The organism is Maricaulis maris (genome assembly GCF_003634045.1).
GTDB lineage: Bacteria > Pseudomonadota > Alphaproteobacteria > Caulobacterales > Maricaulaceae > Maricaulis > Maricaulis maris.
The window spans coordinates 23,569-38,566 of sequence record NZ_RBIM01000002.1 but is presented as its reverse complement, the minus strand read 5'-3'; the positions used below and the strand labels follow the sequence as shown (position 1 = coordinate 38,566).

15 protein-coding genes are annotated in these 14,998 nt (G+C 62.7%); 7 read left to right on the top strand and 8 right to left on the bottom strand.

Going from position 1 to position 14,998, the window contains the following annotated elements:
• Positions 1-11: 11 nt before the first annotated feature.
• The 3 genes from C7435_RS03305 to C7435_RS17340 are packed head-to-tail and all read left to right on the top strand — an operon-like array spanning position 12 to position 2,810.
• A complete protein-coding gene (locus C7435_RS03305) occupies positions 12-1,433 on the top strand; it encodes a coniferyl aldehyde dehydrogenase (protein WP_121210039.1) in 1,422 nt (473 codons plus the stop codon).
• Between the two features lie 7 nt (positions 1,434-1,440).
• Positions 1,441-2,199, top strand: a complete 759-nt coding sequence (locus C7435_RS03300; protein WP_121210038.1) for an SDR family NAD(P)-dependent oxidoreductase — start codon at positions 1,441-1,443, stop codon at positions 2,197-2,199.
• A gap of 20 nt (positions 2,200-2,219) precedes the next feature.
• On the top strand, positions 2,220-2,810 hold the full coding sequence (locus tag C7435_RS17340; protein ID WP_325048639.1) for a methylated-DNA--[protein]-cysteine S-methyltransferase: 591 nt from the start codon (positions 2,220-2,222) through the stop codon (positions 2,808-2,810).
• 24 nt (positions 2,811-2,834) lie between these two features.
• On the opposite strand, the gene C7435_RS03290 is transcribed toward C7435_RS17340, so the two are convergent.
• Positions 2,835-3,329, bottom strand: a complete 495-nt coding sequence (locus tag C7435_RS03290) for a response regulator (protein ID WP_121210036.1) — start codon at positions 3,327-3,329, stop codon at positions 2,835-2,837.
• A 344-nt stretch (positions 3,330-3,673) separates the two neighbouring features.
• On the opposite strand from C7435_RS03290, the gene C7435_RS03285 reads away from it, so the two are divergent.
• Entirely contained in the window at positions 3,674-4,456 is a 783-nt protein-coding gene (locus C7435_RS03285; RefSeq protein ID WP_121210035.1) for an isocitrate lyase/PEP mutase family protein, read from the top strand.
• Between the two features lie 176 nt (positions 4,457-4,632).
• A complete protein-coding gene (locus C7435_RS03280) occupies positions 4,633-4,980 on the top strand; it encodes a DUF6481 family protein (protein ID WP_075189752.1) in 348 nt (115 codons plus the stop codon).
• Between the two features lie 94 nt (positions 4,981-5,074).
• Here C7435_RS03280 and C7435_RS03275 read toward each other — a convergent pair whose 3' ends face one another.
• Positions 5,075-6,847: an N-acyl-D-amino-acid deacylase family protein gene (locus C7435_RS03275; protein ID WP_075189751.1), complete on the bottom strand. Its 1,773-nt coding sequence runs from the start codon at positions 6,845-6,847 to the stop codon at positions 5,075-5,077.
• Between the two features lie 12 nt (positions 6,848-6,859).
• Complete coding sequence (locus tag C7435_RS03270; protein WP_075189750.1) at positions 6,860-7,798, bottom strand: bile acid:sodium symporter family protein; 939 nt, start codon at positions 7,796-7,798, stop codon at positions 6,860-6,862.
• 122 nt (positions 7,799-7,920) lie between these two features.
• Between C7435_RS03270 and C7435_RS03265 the strand changes: the two genes are divergently transcribed.
• A complete protein-coding gene (locus tag C7435_RS03265) occupies positions 7,921-8,547 on the top strand; it encodes a winged helix-turn-helix transcriptional regulator (protein ID WP_233350669.1) in 627 nt (208 codons plus the stop codon).
• Between the two features lie 428 nt (positions 8,548-8,975).
• Positions 8,976-9,290 carry a hypothetical protein gene (locus C7435_RS03260; protein WP_121210034.1) on the top strand — a complete coding sequence of 105 codons (315 nt, stop codon included), beginning with the start codon at positions 8,976-8,978 and terminating at the stop codon, positions 9,288-9,290.
• 62 nt (positions 9,291-9,352) lie between these two features.
• Here the strand turns inward: C7435_RS03260 and C7435_RS03255 are convergent, their stop codons facing one another.
• From C7435_RS03255 to C7435_RS03235, 5 genes are all read right to left on the bottom strand, one after another.
• Positions 9,353-10,723, bottom strand: a complete 1,371-nt coding sequence (locus C7435_RS03255) for a M28 family metallopeptidase (RefSeq protein ID WP_121210033.1) — start codon at positions 10,721-10,723, stop codon at positions 9,353-9,355.
• Positions 10,724-10,871: 148 nt separating this feature from the next.
• Positions 10,872-11,846 carry an NADPH:quinone oxidoreductase family protein gene (locus tag C7435_RS03250; RefSeq protein ID WP_121210032.1) on the bottom strand — a complete coding sequence of 325 codons (975 nt, stop codon included), beginning with the start codon at positions 11,844-11,846 and terminating at the stop codon, positions 10,872-10,874.
• A gap of 26 nt (positions 11,847-11,872) precedes the next feature.
• On the bottom strand, positions 11,873-12,793 hold the full coding sequence (locus C7435_RS03245) for an SDR family NAD(P)-dependent oxidoreductase (protein WP_121210031.1): 921 nt from the start codon (positions 12,791-12,793) through the stop codon (positions 11,873-11,875).
• Positions 12,794-12,827: 34 nt separating this feature from the next.
• On the bottom strand, positions 12,828-13,286 hold the full coding sequence (locus C7435_RS03240) for a MaoC family dehydratase (protein ID WP_075189744.1): 459 nt from the start codon (positions 13,284-13,286) through the stop codon (positions 12,828-12,830).
• Complete coding sequence (locus C7435_RS03235) at positions 13,286-14,998, bottom strand: class I adenylate-forming enzyme family protein (protein ID WP_121210030.1); 1,713 nt, start codon at positions 14,996-14,998, stop codon at positions 13,286-13,288. Before C7435_RS03235 ends, C7435_RS03240 begins: the two co-directional genes overlap by 1 nt.

Here is a 14,998-nt window from a genome sequence, read left to right as displayed (position 1 = left end):
AGGAGGCCACGATGAGTGAAGCCGAAGCCAAGCAGATCGAACGCATGAAAAGCCTTCTGGCGACCCAGCAATCCGCCTTCCGGGCCGAGCGTCACCGGCCGATCGACAAGCGCAAGGCCGATCTCGACCGGGTCGCTGATCTTTGCCGCAAGCATGCCGATGCCATCGCCGAAGCGATCAGCCAGGATTTCGGCAATCGGGCGAAGCAGGAAAGCGTCATCGCCGAGATCGCCTTCGTGATCCAGGATGCCGGCCACGCCAAGAAACATCTGGCCAAGTGGATGAAGACCCGCAAGGTCGGTGTCCCGATGACGCTGATGCCGGGCTCAGCCACGATCCGTCGCGAACCCAAGGGCGTCGCTGGCATTGTCTCGCCGTGGAATTACCCGTTCCAACTCGCCATGGCACCGCTGGTCGCCGCCTTGGCGGCCGGATGCCGGGCGATGGTCAAGCCGTCTGAATACACGCCGGCCACGGCGGAGATCATGAAATCCCTGCTGGCCGAAGCCTTCGAGGAAGACCATGTCACCGTGATCACCGGTGGACCGGCGGTCGGCGAGGCCTTCACCAAGCTGAAATTCGACCATCTCTTCTACACCGGCTCGACCCAGGTCGGACGGCTGGTGGCGATGGCAGCGGCAGAAAATCTCGTACCGGTTACGCTCGAGCTGGGCGGCAAATCCCCCGCCATCGTGACCCCGAACTACCCCCAGGATGCGGCCGCCAAATCGATCGGCTGGGGCAAGTTTTTCAATGCCGGCCAGACCTGTGTCGCGCCGGACTACGTCCTTACCCCGAAAGGCAGGGAGAAGGCGTTGGGCGAGGCGATCATCAAGGTCGCCCGACACCAGTTCAAGGATGCGGCCAGCGACGACGCCTACACCGCCATCGTCTCGGACCGCCATTATGAGCGCCTCAACGGGATGATTGAGGAAGCCCGCGCCGGCGGCGCCGAAATCCTGCAACCCGAGCATGACAGCCAGGCAGCCCAGGCCGCGCGCAAAATCCCGCCGACCGTGATCCTCAACCCGCCGGTCGATAGCCGCGTGATGACGGAAGAAATCTTCGGACCGGTCCTGCCGGTGATCGGCTATTCCGAGCTCGATGCGGCGACCGACTTCGTCAATGAACGTGACCACCCGCTGGCGCTTTATGTCTATTCCACCGACAAGACCCAGGCCGACCGCGTGCTCGACAGCACGATGTCCGGCGGCGCGGGCGTCAACATCAACCTGCTCCACCTGTCTGTGCCAGACCTGCCCTTCGGGGGTGTCGGGGCATCAGGTCAGGGTGGCTATCACGGCGAGACCGGCTTCCTGACTTTCAGCCATGAGCGCTCGGTCTTCCGCACCGGCAAATGGCACCCGTCCCGCCTGCTTGCTCCGCCCTATGGCAAGATGTACGAAACCGTCGCAAAGAAGCAGATGAAATAGGCTTGAAATGACGGGACAACTGGCGGGCAAGCGCGCCCTGATCACCGGCTCCAGCCATGGCGTCGGCCTGGCGGCGGCCCACATGTTCGCCGCCCAGGGGGCCGAAGTCGTGCTGCACGGCAATCAGAACATGGCCGATGCGGACACGGCCGTGCAGGCCATCGGTCCGGCAGCACTCGGTGCCGTCCAGGCCGACCTGTCCCTGCCGGGAGCCGGGCGCGATCTCTATGACGCGGCGCTGCACCTGGCCTCCGGTCGGCTCGACATCATCGTCAACAATGCCGGCATCCACTGGGCGAGCCCGCTGGACAGTTCGGATACCGATTGGGAATCCAGTTGGGCGACCACGCTGCAGGTCAATCTGATGGCAGTCGCCGATATCTGCCGTGCCGCGATCCCGGAAATGGTCGCCTCTGGCGGCGGGTCGATCATCAATATCGCCAGCCGCGCCGGCTATCGCGGCGAGGATCGCAATCACATGGCCTATGGCGCTTCGAAGGGCGCCCTCCTGTCGCTGACCAAGACGATTGCCCGGCAATGGGGCAGCGATGGTGTCTACGCCTATGCCCTCGCCCCGGGGTGGATCGATACCCGCATGGGTCCGCAACATGAAGAAGACCGGGCCCGCGCCAAGGCCGAAATCCCGATCGGCGAGCTGGCCCATCCCGACGAGATCGCCGCCATGTGCGCTTTCCTCGCCTCGGGCGCCTGTCGCAGCGCGACGGGCAGTTGTATCGACATCAATGGCGCCAGCTACGTCCGGTGAAACCGGAACACCCCGCGCCCTTGTTCGACGACGATGCCGGTTTCCGGCAGGCTTTCACGCAGCTGCTCGGCGGCGAACCGGCCCCTGAGGCCGCCCTCAAGGCGGACTGGGTCGACAGCCCGGTCGGCCCCCTCCTGGCCATCGCCGATAACGACCATCTGCGCCTTCTGGAGTTTTTCGACCGCGGCATCCTGCCGACAGAACTCGGCAAGCTGAAAGCTGACGCAGACTCGGATATCACCCTAGGACGAACTGACCCGATCGACAGGCTCGCCGACGAATTGCAAGCGTACTTCAAAGGACAGAGCGCGACGTTCAAAACCCCGCTCGCCCCCGTCGGCACGCACTTCGAGCAACGCGCCTGGGAGGCGCTGCTCAAAGTGCCCGCCGGCGAGACCCGCAGCTATGGAGACCAAGCCGTCGCGCTTGATCAACCCACCGCCACCCGCGCCGTCGCGCGCGCCAATGGCGCCAACCCGATCGCAATCCTCATCCCCTGCCACCGCATCATCGGTGCAGACGGTTCGTTGACCGGATATGGCGGCGGATTATGGCGAAAGCGCTGGCTGCTCGATCACGAACGCCGCGCTTTCGGGCATGTTCTGATCTAGCAGGTCTGGACGCATCGGCGCCGGTCAGAAGCGGCGATAGGCAAGGCTTGGCCGGTGAGCGAGTGCGGACCGCGAGGGCGTCGCGGCCCAAGCCGGAGCGGCACCGGTCTCTTCGCCGCGTTCGGCGCAGGGATGTTGATAGGCGTGAAAAACATCAATGAGTTGCGCGCCCAACAGCATGATATCGAAAGGCTTGGAAATCACCGCCTGGGCGCCGTTCTCCTTGAGCTGTTTCCAGTTCCCGACGTCAGATCGAGCGGTCAGGAAGACAAATGGCACACCGGTCCCGTTCGGCAGGCGACGGATTGCACGCATGGCATCCAGCCCGGTCATCCCCGGCATCAAGTGATCAAACAGGCAAATATCAAAGGCATTGGATGTGAAACACTCGATCGCCTCACGCCCGTTCGTGGCATGGGTCACCTCGAAGTCGGACACGGTCTCCAGCGAGAAACGGATAAGATTCGCGTTCGCCTCAATGTCCTCGAGCAGCAATATTCGTTTCAGTATCTTGGCCATGCAACAAACTCCGTCGACCCGATCAACCCGTCGGGACGTCTTGTGCACAGCAGCATCCGGGCGCCACTTGAAACTATGGTTAACGTGCAGGGCGCGTGAAGAACGCCTGCATTAGAGGGTAAAAAATATTTATATAAATCAGATAGGTATCATCATGCATCCGCCTGATACGCCGCAGTCATAAAGTATGCGGACCCGGTTTGAGGCCATGATCAAAGGCCACTGAACCTCGGCGAACCCGATCGCGGCCGAGCCGGGAATCGACCGGGTTTGCGCAAGAACCGGGTCGCAAACCTGCCGCGCCTTCCTCACATCGTCTCCAACCCTTCCATGGAGACACAACGATGACGCAAACCGAAAACGCCAAAACCTTTGCCGCCCTGCACCGGCCCGGCGACCCGCTGGTCCTGTTCAATATCTGGGACACCGGCAGCGCCGCGGCCGTCGCCTCGGCAGGGGCCAAGGCATTGGCAACCGGCAGCCACTCCGTCGCTGAAGCGCAAGGCTGGCCGGACGGGGAAAACCTGCCGCTCGAGACATTGCTGGCAGTCGCGACCCGCATCACCGCAACCAGCAAACTGCCACTCAGTGTCGATTTCGAGACCGGGTTCGCGCGTGAGCCGGAGCGCCTGGCCGACAATGTGAGTCGCCTTCTTGCAACCGGTGCCGTCGGCATCAATTTCGAGGATCAGCTGATTGGAGGCGAAACCGAGAATGGTCTTTACCCGGTCTATCCGCTCGTCGAACAAATCAACCGTCTGCGCGCCGTGCGCGCCGCTGCCCAAGCCGCTGACATCGATCTTTTCATCAATGCCCGCACCGATCTTTTCCTGCGCCAGAAAGACGGTGCGACACATCCTGACTTGATCGACGCCGCGATCGAGCGCGGCCAAGCCTATGCCGAGGCCGGTGCCTCCGGCTTCTTCGTGCCCGGCCTGGTCGCGCCGGAGCTGATCAGCCGCGTGGTGGAGGCAGTCCGCCTGCCCGTCAATGTCATGAGCATGCCCGGCGCGGCCACGAGATCCAGCCTCGCCACCCTCGGAGTCGCCCGCATCAGCCACGGTCCTTTCCCCTATTGGCGGGCAATGGCGAAGGTGAAGGCGTGGGCTGCCGAGGCGATGGCATAACCCGGATCGGACCCCGCCCGCGGCCACGCTGAAGCGGCGATAAACCGGAAGACTCATCCGACATGACCCCGGATAGGGGTTGTGCTTGCAAGAGCGCAGGGGCAGATAGGGGCCGGTCGTTATTGACGACCGGCTGGCCATTTCGGCCCCAAAACCTGACCAGGGACAAAAACAGCTTGAAAAACTTCGCCAACCCGAGCTTCGCCGACCGCAATAAACACGCTGCCGAAGCCAAGAAAAGGCTTCTCGAAAAATTCAAGAATGCGCCCAAGCCGGACGAGGCCCAGCTGGCGGCCCGGCGGGCCGAACGCGAAGCCGCAGATGCGGCCCGCGAAGCGCGCCGGATTGAGCGCGAGCGCGTGAAGGCCGAAGCCGAAGCCCGCAAGGAAGCTGAACGCGCCGAGAAGGCCGCCGCCGTCCTCGCCGCCGAAAAAGCGGCCGCCGACGCCCTCGTGGCCGAAGAAGCCGCCAAGAAAGCGGCCCGCGACGAGCGCTATGCGGCGCGCAAAGCCCGCAAGCGTTAAGCGTGTGACCGAGGGGCATGGACCTTCAGTCCGTGTCCCTTGAAGGAAACTGCCACCCTGTCGAAATAGCTGGCACGGGCACACAGGCCAGGCGTCATTCCGCCGCCAGCGCCTGCTGCCCGGCCCGATAGACCGTGCCCGGCATGGCGCCTGTCAGCTTGCCCTCTTCCATCACCACCTCGCCGGCAACAATCGTCGCGACATATCCGGTCGCGCCCTGCAACAGGCGCTGCCCGCCGGCGGGCAGGTCGCGCTCCATGTGGGGCGGTTCCATCTGCAGGCGGTCCAGATCAATGATATTGAGATCGGCCTTGAGGCCGGCACGCAGATAGCCACGATCGGTCATGCCCATATAGTCGGCCTGGGCGCCGGTGAGCATGCGAACCACGCGCGGCAGGTCGAGCTTGCGGCCGCGTTTACGGTCACGGGTCCAGTGGGTGAGCATGAATGTCGGCATCGATGCGTCGCAGACCGTGCCGACATGGGCGCCACCATCGGACAGGCCATACAGCGCCTGGGGATGCTCCATCATCTTGAGCACATTGTCGTAATTGAGCTCGGTGTAATTATAGAGCGGCAGATAGATCAGCTCGTGGCCGTCGCGTTCCAGCAGGGTGTCATAGACCATCTCCATCAGGGAGACGCCCTTGGCCCGGGCCCGCGCTGCCAGTGAGTTTTCGCCAGCCTGCTCATAGTCCGGCGGATTGCCGAGCTGGAAGAATTTCTCGGCGACAAACTCGATATGCTCCATCAGCAAGTCCGCCAACGGCGGCACCGATGAGCCGGGACCGGAGAGCTTGTCGGTTTTCTCCGACAGGATCTTCGCCTTGAAGTCCGGGTCTTTCATCCGCGCGACACGCTCATCAAGCGGCAGGTCGGCGATGGTCTTGTAGCTCGGATAGCCCATGAAGGGATGGAAGGTGCAGTTGAAGCCGAGGAAGACGCCAATGGCGCGTGGAGCGACCTGCATGCGGGCATCCACACCCTCGTCTTTGAGTTTCTCGGTACGCTCGATCAGTTTGAGCCACTGGTCCGGCGCGAAATCGCGCTGCATGAGCGAGAAGGAAAAGGGCCGGCCAGACGCCTTGGCATAGTCGGCAATGATGCTCCATTCGTCGTCGAAATCCTGCTCACCGCGTTCCAGATTGAAATCCGAGACCGCCTGCACGACGCCGAAATCGAGACCGTTGAAAGCACGGGCGATGCCGGCCAGTTCCTCGCGGGTGGATTCAGACGACGGCGTCCATTCACCATCAGCCGTCTTGTGCACGTCCGAGCGACCAGTGGCGAAACCAACTGCGCCTGCTTCCAGCGCTTCACGGGTCAGACGCCGCATCTCGGCGATGTCGTCGTCGTTGGCCGGCTCGGAGTGGACGGCACGATCGCCCATCACATAGACCCGCAGCGGATCGTGCGGGACCATCGCGGCGATATCGATGGTGCGCGGGATTTTCGCCAGCGCGTCGAGATAGTCCGGAAAGCTCTCCCAATCCCAGGTCAGACCTTCATGCAGGGCGGTGCCGGGAATGTCCTCGACGCCTTCCATCAGCTTGATCAGCTTGTCGTGATCGGCCTCGCGCACCGGCGCAAAGCCGACGCCGCAATTGCCCATCACTGCCGTGGTGACACCATGATCGATCGAGGGGCGCAGCTCGCCATCCCAGCTCGCCTGACCGTCATAATGAGTGTGAATGTCGATGAAGCCGGGCGTCACCAGCTTGCCGGTCGCGTCGATTGTCCGGGCAGCCGGGCCGAGATCCGAACCGATGGCGGCGATGCGCCCATCCTTGATCGCGACATCGGCGGTGATCGGCGCCCCTCCGGCCCCGTCATGAACCTGGCCGCCCGTGATCTTGATATCGTACATGTCTACCTCCCGTCAGCTCTCACGCTCTGTGGCGTTTGCCCGAAGTGTCCGCGAATCGAGCAGCCGGAACAAGCCCGCCAGCAGCGATCCGCCGATCAGGTGCCAGATGCTCCAGGTGCCGATGATGGCTGCCGCACCGCCCACCCCGTCGAACTGGCTGAGCAGGATGACCAGTCCGAGCCCGGCATTCTGGATGCCGACCTCGAAAGTCAGGGCGCGCTGGCGGGCGGCCTCCATCGCCATGCCGCGCCCGGCCAGCCAGCCGAGGCCGAAAGCGGCGCTGTTATGCAGGATCACGATCGGAATGATGATCGAACCGACAGCCAGGAAGATCGACCAATTCTGGACAATGCCGACGGCAACCAGCAACGCAATACAGGCCAGCGCCAGGGGGCCGAGAATGGCGGCGGCCCGGGCCGCGATGGCGGGCTTCCAGGCATTGATGACCATGCCCAGGCACAGCGGCAGTGCCAGCAGGATGGCAGTCTGCAGGAAAAACGGACCGGGATCGATCTCCAGCGCTCTGACCAGATCTCCGGCCGGTGCGTAAAGTCCGGACCAGAACAGGATGGAGAGCGGCGTCATGACCGCGGCCGACACACTCGATATCGAGGTCAGTGTCACCGAATAGGCGGTGTTGCCACCGGCGGCCCGGGTCAACACGTTGGAGACATTACCGCCCGGGCAGCTGGCGACAATAAGCATGCCCAAAGCGATACTGGCCGGCGGCGACAGCACGAGAATAAGACCCAGCGTCAAGAGCGGGAGCCCGACCAGCTGGACCGCGACCCCTCCCAGAACCCGCAGGGGTTCTTGCCGGACCAATGCGAAATCGGACAGGCGCAAAGTCAGCGCCACCGAGATCATCATCAAGAAGAGAATGAGCGTGATCCCCAGCCGCGATTGGTCATCAACTATTACCTGCAATTGGTCGATCGAAGCGGCGTCCATAAAGAGCTTTCCTGTCAATAACTTGTCACATTAACCAAAGTTGGAAATGTCAGACCAATCAGCGTCTAACCAGTTGTCATGTCAACATAAGGGGTCGCCAAACACGTAAGAGCCTGTATCTTATGACCCTGCATTTGCGGGTCATGAGGCGCTTGAGTCTCACTGTGGCGCGCATGGATCACAGAGACAACATCTCGCCTCGGGGGCCGGATGCTGTGGTTGTTTTTGGTGTAAGCTTGGATGGTCGCACGGGCAGCGACCTGGTGTTTGGGGGACCGGGAATGGGCCGGAAACGTTTTGATGAAATGTCGTGCGCAATCGCGCAGACCTTGAATCAAGTGGGCGATTGGTGGACGCTCCTTATCGTACGTGATGCCATGAAGGGCGCGCGTCGCTTCAGTGATTTCCACGAAAGCACAGGTATCGCAAAAAACATCCTGACGGATCGACTCAACAAGCTTGTTGAGAACGGCATCATGATGCGCGAAGAGGTCGGTGTGCGCGGGCAACGTCAGGAATATGTCCTGACCGAGCGCGGCGAGGCGCTGTTCCCGATCCTCATGGCGATGCAGCAATGGGGCGACAAATGGGTCTACGGCGAGGACGGCCTGCCGCTGGAAGTCTATGACGCCCGCACGGGCGAACAGCTGGCCCCGATCAGCGTTGCCAATCAAAGCGGCGAAGAAGTCACCCATCGTGACATCGCCGGTCGCGATCCGCGCAATAGCTCGATCCGCGAAGCCGGGTAGCAGACAGTAGCAGATACCCCCTCCGCTAAACGGACGGATTAATCGTGTGAACAAAAGGCCTATCAGCTCGTGCGGCAGCGCGATCCGGTGGGCCTTTCTTCCTTCTGACGATCAACCCGCCCACACCGCCCAGCCCCAGGTCAGCACTGGGCCAGCACTGCGGCGGCACCATACTGTGCGGCCGAAGTTCCGATCCGCCGCTGAAGAACACGGCAGCCGGTTTCGTCAGACAGTGACTGCGCCGACCCGGGCGGATCATCCGCCGAATGTCACTGGCATGACATTTTGAAGAAATTCGCCTGTCACACGATTTTTGCAAATAGATGTGTTGAGACGGGCGAACTCACGATTTAACCTCATACCGGATGCATGAAACGGCAATCCTGCCGGTCATAAAACCAAACGCATCCGTCCAAGGGGAAATACACATGCTGCTCAATTCAATCGTTCTGGCCGCGGCCCTGCAGGCCTCACCCATCCAGCCATTGCTCGACAACGCACTGCAGGTCTCCAGCGATGCTGGATCCTATGTCACCTATTTCCACGAAGATGGCACCTACACGACCAATGCCGGAATTTCCGGCACTTGGCATGTCGAGGACGGTGAACTTTGTGTCGTGCGGGCCACCGGTGAAGCCGGCTGCGCGCCGATCGAGTCCGGCCTCGCTCTCGGTTCGAGCTGGACCGCACCCAATGCCGCAACCGGCGCGATGGTGACCTATACCATCATCGCCCGCGACTAAGCATCGCGAAACGGCGTGGAGGGGCCGGCCATGCGCCGCCCCTCCCGCCTCATTCTTCCGACCTAATTCCCGAACGAACCGGCCGGCCCCGGGAAGACAACCGGCGTTTCCGATCCGTCCAGCGCCACCGCCGATACTCCGAAATAATAATTGTCGATCACGACATTCTCGAGCGTGAACGTATCGGTGAGGCCGACAAAGCGGCTCCACTGCCATTGAGGTTGGTCAGTCAGGCGCCAATAAACGCGGTAGCCGGCAAGGTTCGCGGCTTCCGGGCCATCCGCCATGTTCCAGCTCAGTGTGGTGGACGGCTGCACTGCGCCCTCAACCGTCACATTGGACGGAAATGGCGGCGCCCCCGCCATCTGGGCCATCACCGCGATATTGAGCGCAGTCAGACGGGCGGCGTGGTCGAAATCAACGCCGTCAATCGTATCGCCATAGGGGCGCCCGTCCTCGCTGCGCAGGTCCTGGTGTTGGCGGTCGTAATGCTCATTGGTCTCCATGATCCGCACACCCGGATAGCCGACCGCGTTGAACGGCCGGTGATGGCCGCCACGACCGAAACGGTCGAGCCGATAGACCATCATCACATCGAGATTGGGGATGTATTGATCGGCTGTGCGGTCCACGAAGCGGGCCAGATTGCGTGACGGGCTGTCGACCTCGCCGCCGGTGAAGCGTCGGATGCGGGCTTCTTCCGGGGTTTCGACGGCGCGCGTACCTTCGGAGAAGACGCGGGCGGTGGTGTTGTTGATGACGCCATTGATGCCGGCGATATTGCCGATCATGTCATTGTTGAGCACGCCCTTGATGCGCCAGCCATTCTCGATGGCATGGGCGGCCACGATCTGGCCACCGAACAGGCCCTGTTCCTCGCCGGACAGGCCGGCATAGATAATCGAGCCGTCAAATTCGTGCTGGCTGAGCACGCGGGCCGCCTCGATGACGCCTGCCATGCCGGAAGCATTGTCATTGGCGCCCGGGCTGTCAGAGGTGCCGTCCAGCGGGTCGGTGACCCGGCTGTCGATATCGCCGGACATCATCACATAACGATCCGGGTCGATCCGGCCGCGCTGGATGGCGATCACCGAGACCACCTCGACCGGCTCGGGAATCCGCCTTTCACCGGAAATCGTGTCGGAGACGTACATGACCTCCAGACAGCCGCCGCAATCTGCGGAAATGCGTTCGAACTCATCGAAAATCCAGCGCCGTGCGGCGCCGATGCCACGCGTCTCGCTCTCGGTTTCGGACAAGGTGTGGCGGGTCCCGAATTCCGCCAGGGTACGAATATCGGCCTCGATCCGGTCCGCGGAGACCGCCGCGACATGGTCATGGACGGCGAGGACTTCGGATGGCGGCGCGTGCTGCTGGGCCATTGCCGGTGTGGCCAACAGGATGGCCATGGATGCGGCGGTCACGAACTTCATGCTTCCCTCCCCGGAAACGCGTAAAACAACTGACAGGATGATGGGCCAGACAGGCTGCGGGTCAAGCGCTCCGCCTGTTTTGTCCATCCGGAAACGAAAACGGCGCGCCCGATCGGGCGCGCCGTCAATTCTGGGTTCCGCTTGGGCGTCAGGGCGTCAGGATCACCTTGCCGATCGCCTTGCGGCCGGACAGGGCATTGAAGCCCTCGATGAAGTCCTCGAGCTTGTAGGTCCCGGCGACATGCGGCTTGATCTTGTCGGCTTCAAACATCGCAAACAGCTCGTCCATGTTCTGCTTGTGCGCCTTGGGCATGGCGCCCGCGAAAGCACCCCAGAACACGCCGACCACACTGGCCATTTTCAGGAGGGGCAGGTTGAGTGGGAGTTTGGGGATCTCGCCAGCGGCAAAACCGATGACGAGATGACGTCCACCGGGCGCAATACCGCGGAAGGCCGTTTCAGCATAATCGCCGCCGACCGGGTCATAGATCACATCGACGCCCTTGCCGCCGGTCAGCTCCTTGATCCGCGCCTTGAGGTCCTCGGTCGAGTAGTTGATCAACTCGTCAGCACCATGGGCCTTGCACACCGCCAGTTTCTCATCGCTCGAGGCCGCTGCAATCACCTTGGCGCCCATTGCCTTGCCAAGCTCGACCGTGGCCAGGCCGACACCGCCGGCCGCGCCAAGGACCAGCAGGCTCTCGCCCGGCTTGATCTGGCCGCGTTGCTTGAGCGCGTGATAGGAGGTGCCGTAGACGATCGTCAGACCGGCGGCGGCATCAAAGGGCATTGAATCCGGGATCGGCGTCACCGAGGCGGCCGGAACGACCGCTTGCTCGGCAAAGGCCCCGACCGGCGTATTGAAAAGGACCTTGTCGCCAACCGCGAAGTCCTCAACACCCTCGCCCAGCTCCGAAATCACACCGGCGCCTTCCGTGCCCGGCACGAAGGGCAGCGGCGGTTTGAACTGGTATTGCCCGCGCACGCAGAGCAGGTCGGGGAAGTTGAGGCCCCCGGCCTTCACGTCAATGCGGACATGGCCCGGCTGGATGGCCGGGGCTTCGACGTCCTCGACGACCAGCTGGTCCTCGGGACCGAATTCCTTGCAGACAAGTGCTTTCATGGCCTTGGCCTCTCCTGTTGTTGGGGTCAGCCCAGCTTGACGCCGGCACTCGCCGCCGCCTTGGTGAGAAACTTGATGGTCTGCTCGCCGCCAGCGCCCAGCTCTTTCTGGCCGGCCTCGTCGCAAATGTCGGCGAAGCGTGCGGCGACATTCTCCGGCGTCTGCTGCTCGGGCGGCAGATGGATGCCGTCGGTCTCATGGACCTTGGTAACGGCATAACCACCGGCTCCGGCGCACAGGATGGTGCGGCTGGGGCATTCATCGCTGACCAGAAAGACCAGACCGGTCGACACCGATTCCGGCGTCATCAACTCCAGCGCGGCCGGCGGCAGCAGGTTCTCGGTCATCCGGGTCGCGGCGGTCGGTGACAGCGCATTGACGCGGATATTGTACTTCGCGCCTTCCAGATGCAGCGTGTTCATCAGCCCGACCAGGCCGAACTTGGCGGCGCCGTAATTGGACTGACCGAAATTACCATACATGCCCGACGAGGAGGTCGTCATGGCGATGCGGCCATATTCCTGTTCGCGCATGATGTCCCAGACCGCCTTGGTGCACACCGCCGAGCCATTGAGGTGGACATCGACCACGGCGCGGAAATCATCCAGCTCCATCTTGGCGAAGGACTTGTCGCGCAGGATGCCGGCATTATTGACCAGGATGTCGACCCGGCCCCATTTGTCCATCGCCTGGGCGACCATGTCGGCCACCTCGTCGGCCTTGGTGACATTGGCGCGGTGCGAGATCGCCTCGCCGCCCGCAGCGCGGATTTCCTCGGCAACGTCTTCGGCGGCCGAGCCGGTGCCGGTGCCATCCAGCGACCCGCCGAGATCATTGATGACCAGCTTGGCGCCGCGCGAGGCCAGCGCCAGCGCGTGGGTGCGGCCCAGCCCCTGGCCCGAGCCGGTGACAATGGCGACGCGGCCGTCAAAACGAATTTCACTCATATCGTCTTCATTCCTTGATTGTTTTGTGCGCCGGTCAGCCGACGATCTGCAGGGTCAGCCATTGCGCCATCAGCGCCGGCTTGTCCTCGCCGTCGATCTCGACCGTGACATCATATTTGAGCATCCACTGGCCCGGATTGCGTTCGACCGCCTCGGCCAGGGTGAAACGCCCGCGAATCTTCTTGCCGGAGCGAACCGGCGTGAGGAATCGGACTTTCTCGAAGCCGTAATTGATCCCCATCACGATGCCGTCGAGCACCAACGCGGTTCCGCCAGCCAGCGAGGACAGCATGGACAGGGTCAGGAAGCCGTGCGCGATCGTGCCGCCAAACGGCGTCTGGGCGGCTTTTTCCGGGTCGATATGGATGAATTGATGATCATCGGTGACATCGGCAAAAGTGTTGATCTGGTCCTGGGTGATCTCGGTCCAGTCGGACACACCGATCTCTGTCCCGACCTTGGCGGCCAGGTCGCTTGTCTTGATAGCGGGCATCAGGCGGTCTCCCCTTGGGTCAAAAGCATTTTGCGCAAGCCCGGCTTGTCGATCTTGCTGGTCCCGCCACGCGGCAAGGGGGTATCCATCAGCCAGATCCGGTCGGGAATCTTGAACGGGGCCAGGTGAGGTTTGAGGAAAGTCTTGATGTCCTCATCGGTCAGGGTCGCACCGTCACGGGCGAGGATCGCCGCTCCGACCCGCTCGCCAAGACGTTCGTCCGGAATACCGATCACCGCCGCTTCCAGGATGTCGGGATGGTGCGCCAGTGCGCCCTCCACTTCCAGGCAGCTGACATTCTCGCCGCCGCGCAGGACCATGTCCTTGATGCGGTCAACGATGAACAGGAAGCCGTCCTCGTCGAGGATGCCGACATCACCGGTCTTGAACCAGCGGTCCGCGGTCAGCACGTCCGCAGTGGCCTCGGGCTGGTTGAGATAGCCGCGGAATACCGCCGGTGACTGGATCCAGACTTCGCCCGGTTCGCCGGTCGGGGTCTCGTTGCCGTTTTCATCCACCGTCTTGATGAAGGTCACGGCCGGCAGCGGCGCGCCGCATGAACCCGGCTTGGCCTGGTATTCGCCCAGCCCGTTGAACGTGCCCAGCGCATTGGTTTCGGTCAGGCCGTAGCCTGAGGACGACCAGGCCTGCGGGAAGACCTCGTTGATCTTCTCGACATGGGCTTCGGGGCGCTTGGCGCCACCTGTCCCCATGGACTGAAGCGTCTCGAGAACAATGCCGCGACGCTCCGCCTCCAGGGTCAACTCGTGCGACATGGTCGGCACGCCAACCATGTCGGTCAGTTTTTCCGCCTGGATGATGTCGACGGCGTCACCGGCATCCCATTTGCGCATCAACGCCATCTTGCGACCGGAAAACATGGACAGCATGAAGACCGCGTGTGACCCGGTGCAATGAAAGAGCGGCAGGCAGACCAGAACGCCGGGATCGCCGTCGACGAATTCCTGGTCGCCATTGGCCAGTTTCAGGGCCGCGCCGAGCAAGGCAAAGGACAGGATGGTCGTCACCGCACCGCGATGGGTCAGCACCGCACCCTTGGGTTTTCCTGTCGAACCCGACGTGTAGAAGATCGCGAAATCGCTGTCAGTATCGATGACGAATTCCGGCGGCGGCTTGCCGGCACTGGCGGCGACCATGGCATCAAACGTGTCGGCAACGCCATCGATCTCGCCACGACCGGCGATCAGGGTCAGGCCCAGCCGTCCGGCGTGCGGGCGTATGCGCTCGATCTGGCGGGCACCGGCGATGACGATCTTGGCACCGCAGTCTTCCAGACCGAAGGCCATCTCCTCGCTGGTCCACCAGCCATTGATCGGCACGATGACACCGCCTGCCGCGATGACACCGAGGAAACAGGCCATCCATTCAGGACAATTGCGCAAGGCCAGCGCCACCCGCGTGCCCGGCTTGACGCCATGGCGGTCGATCAGCGTGTTGGCAAAGGCCACGGATTTCGCGGCCAGGTCGGCAAAGGACCAGCGCTGGCCTTCAAAGACCACCGCCGTCTTGTCGCCATGCTCCATCGCCTTGAGCAGCAGGAAGCGCAGATCGGCCGGCGCGTTGACATAGGCCTTCTGCGTCACGCCGAGAACATCCGTCTCGGCGATATTGAGCACCGGCTCCGCTTCGGCGACCTGCCTGGCGATCTGTTCGAGAACGGCCCGCGGCGGGGCGGGTTTACGCTGCACCAT

Coding starts and splice junctions, on each gene's coding strand:
- C7435_RS03305 (WP_121210039.1), top strand. CDS start 12: ATGAGTGAAGCCGAAGCCAAGCAGATCGAACGCATGAAAAGCCTTCTG.
- C7435_RS03300 (WP_121210038.1), top strand. CDS start 1,441: ATGACGGGACAACTGGCGGGCAAGCGCGCCCTGATCACCGGCTCCAGC.
- C7435_RS03290 (WP_121210036.1), bottom strand. CDS start 3,329: ATGGCCAAGATACTGAAACGAATATTGCTGCTCGAGGACATTGAGGCG.
- C7435_RS03285 (WP_121210035.1), top strand. CDS start 3,674: ATGACGCAAACCGAAAACGCCAAAACCTTTGCCGCCCTGCACCGGCCC.
- C7435_RS03275 (WP_075189751.1), bottom strand. CDS start 6,847: ATGTACGATATCAAGATCACGGGCGGCCAGGTTCATGACGGGGCCGGA.
- C7435_RS03270 (WP_075189750.1), bottom strand. CDS start 7,798: ATGGACGCCGCTTCGATCGACCAATTGCAGGTAATAGTTGATGACCAA.
- C7435_RS03265 (WP_233350669.1), top strand. CDS start 7,921: ATGACCCTGCATTTGCGGGTCATGAGGCGCTTGAGTCTCACTGTGGCG.
- C7435_RS03260 (WP_121210034.1), top strand. CDS start 8,976: ATGCTGCTCAATTCAATCGTTCTGGCCGCGGCCCTGCAGGCCTCACCC.
- C7435_RS03255 (WP_121210033.1), bottom strand. CDS start 10,723: ATGAAGTTCGTGACCGCCGCATCCATGGCCATCCTGTTGGCCACACCG.
- C7435_RS03250 (WP_121210032.1), bottom strand. CDS start 11,846: ATGAAAGCACTTGTCTGCAAGGAATTCGGTCCCGAGGACCAGCTGGTC.
- C7435_RS03245 (WP_121210031.1), bottom strand. CDS start 12,793: ATGAGTGAAATTCGTTTTGACGGCCGCGTCGCCATTGTCACCGGCTCG.
- C7435_RS03240 (WP_075189744.1), bottom strand. CDS start 13,286: ATGCCCGCTATCAAGACAAGCGACCTGGCCGCCAAGGTCGGGACAGAG.
- C7435_RS03235 (WP_121210030.1), bottom strand. CDS start 14,998: ATGGTGCAGCGTAAACCCGCCCCGCCGCGGGCCGTTCTCGAACAGATC.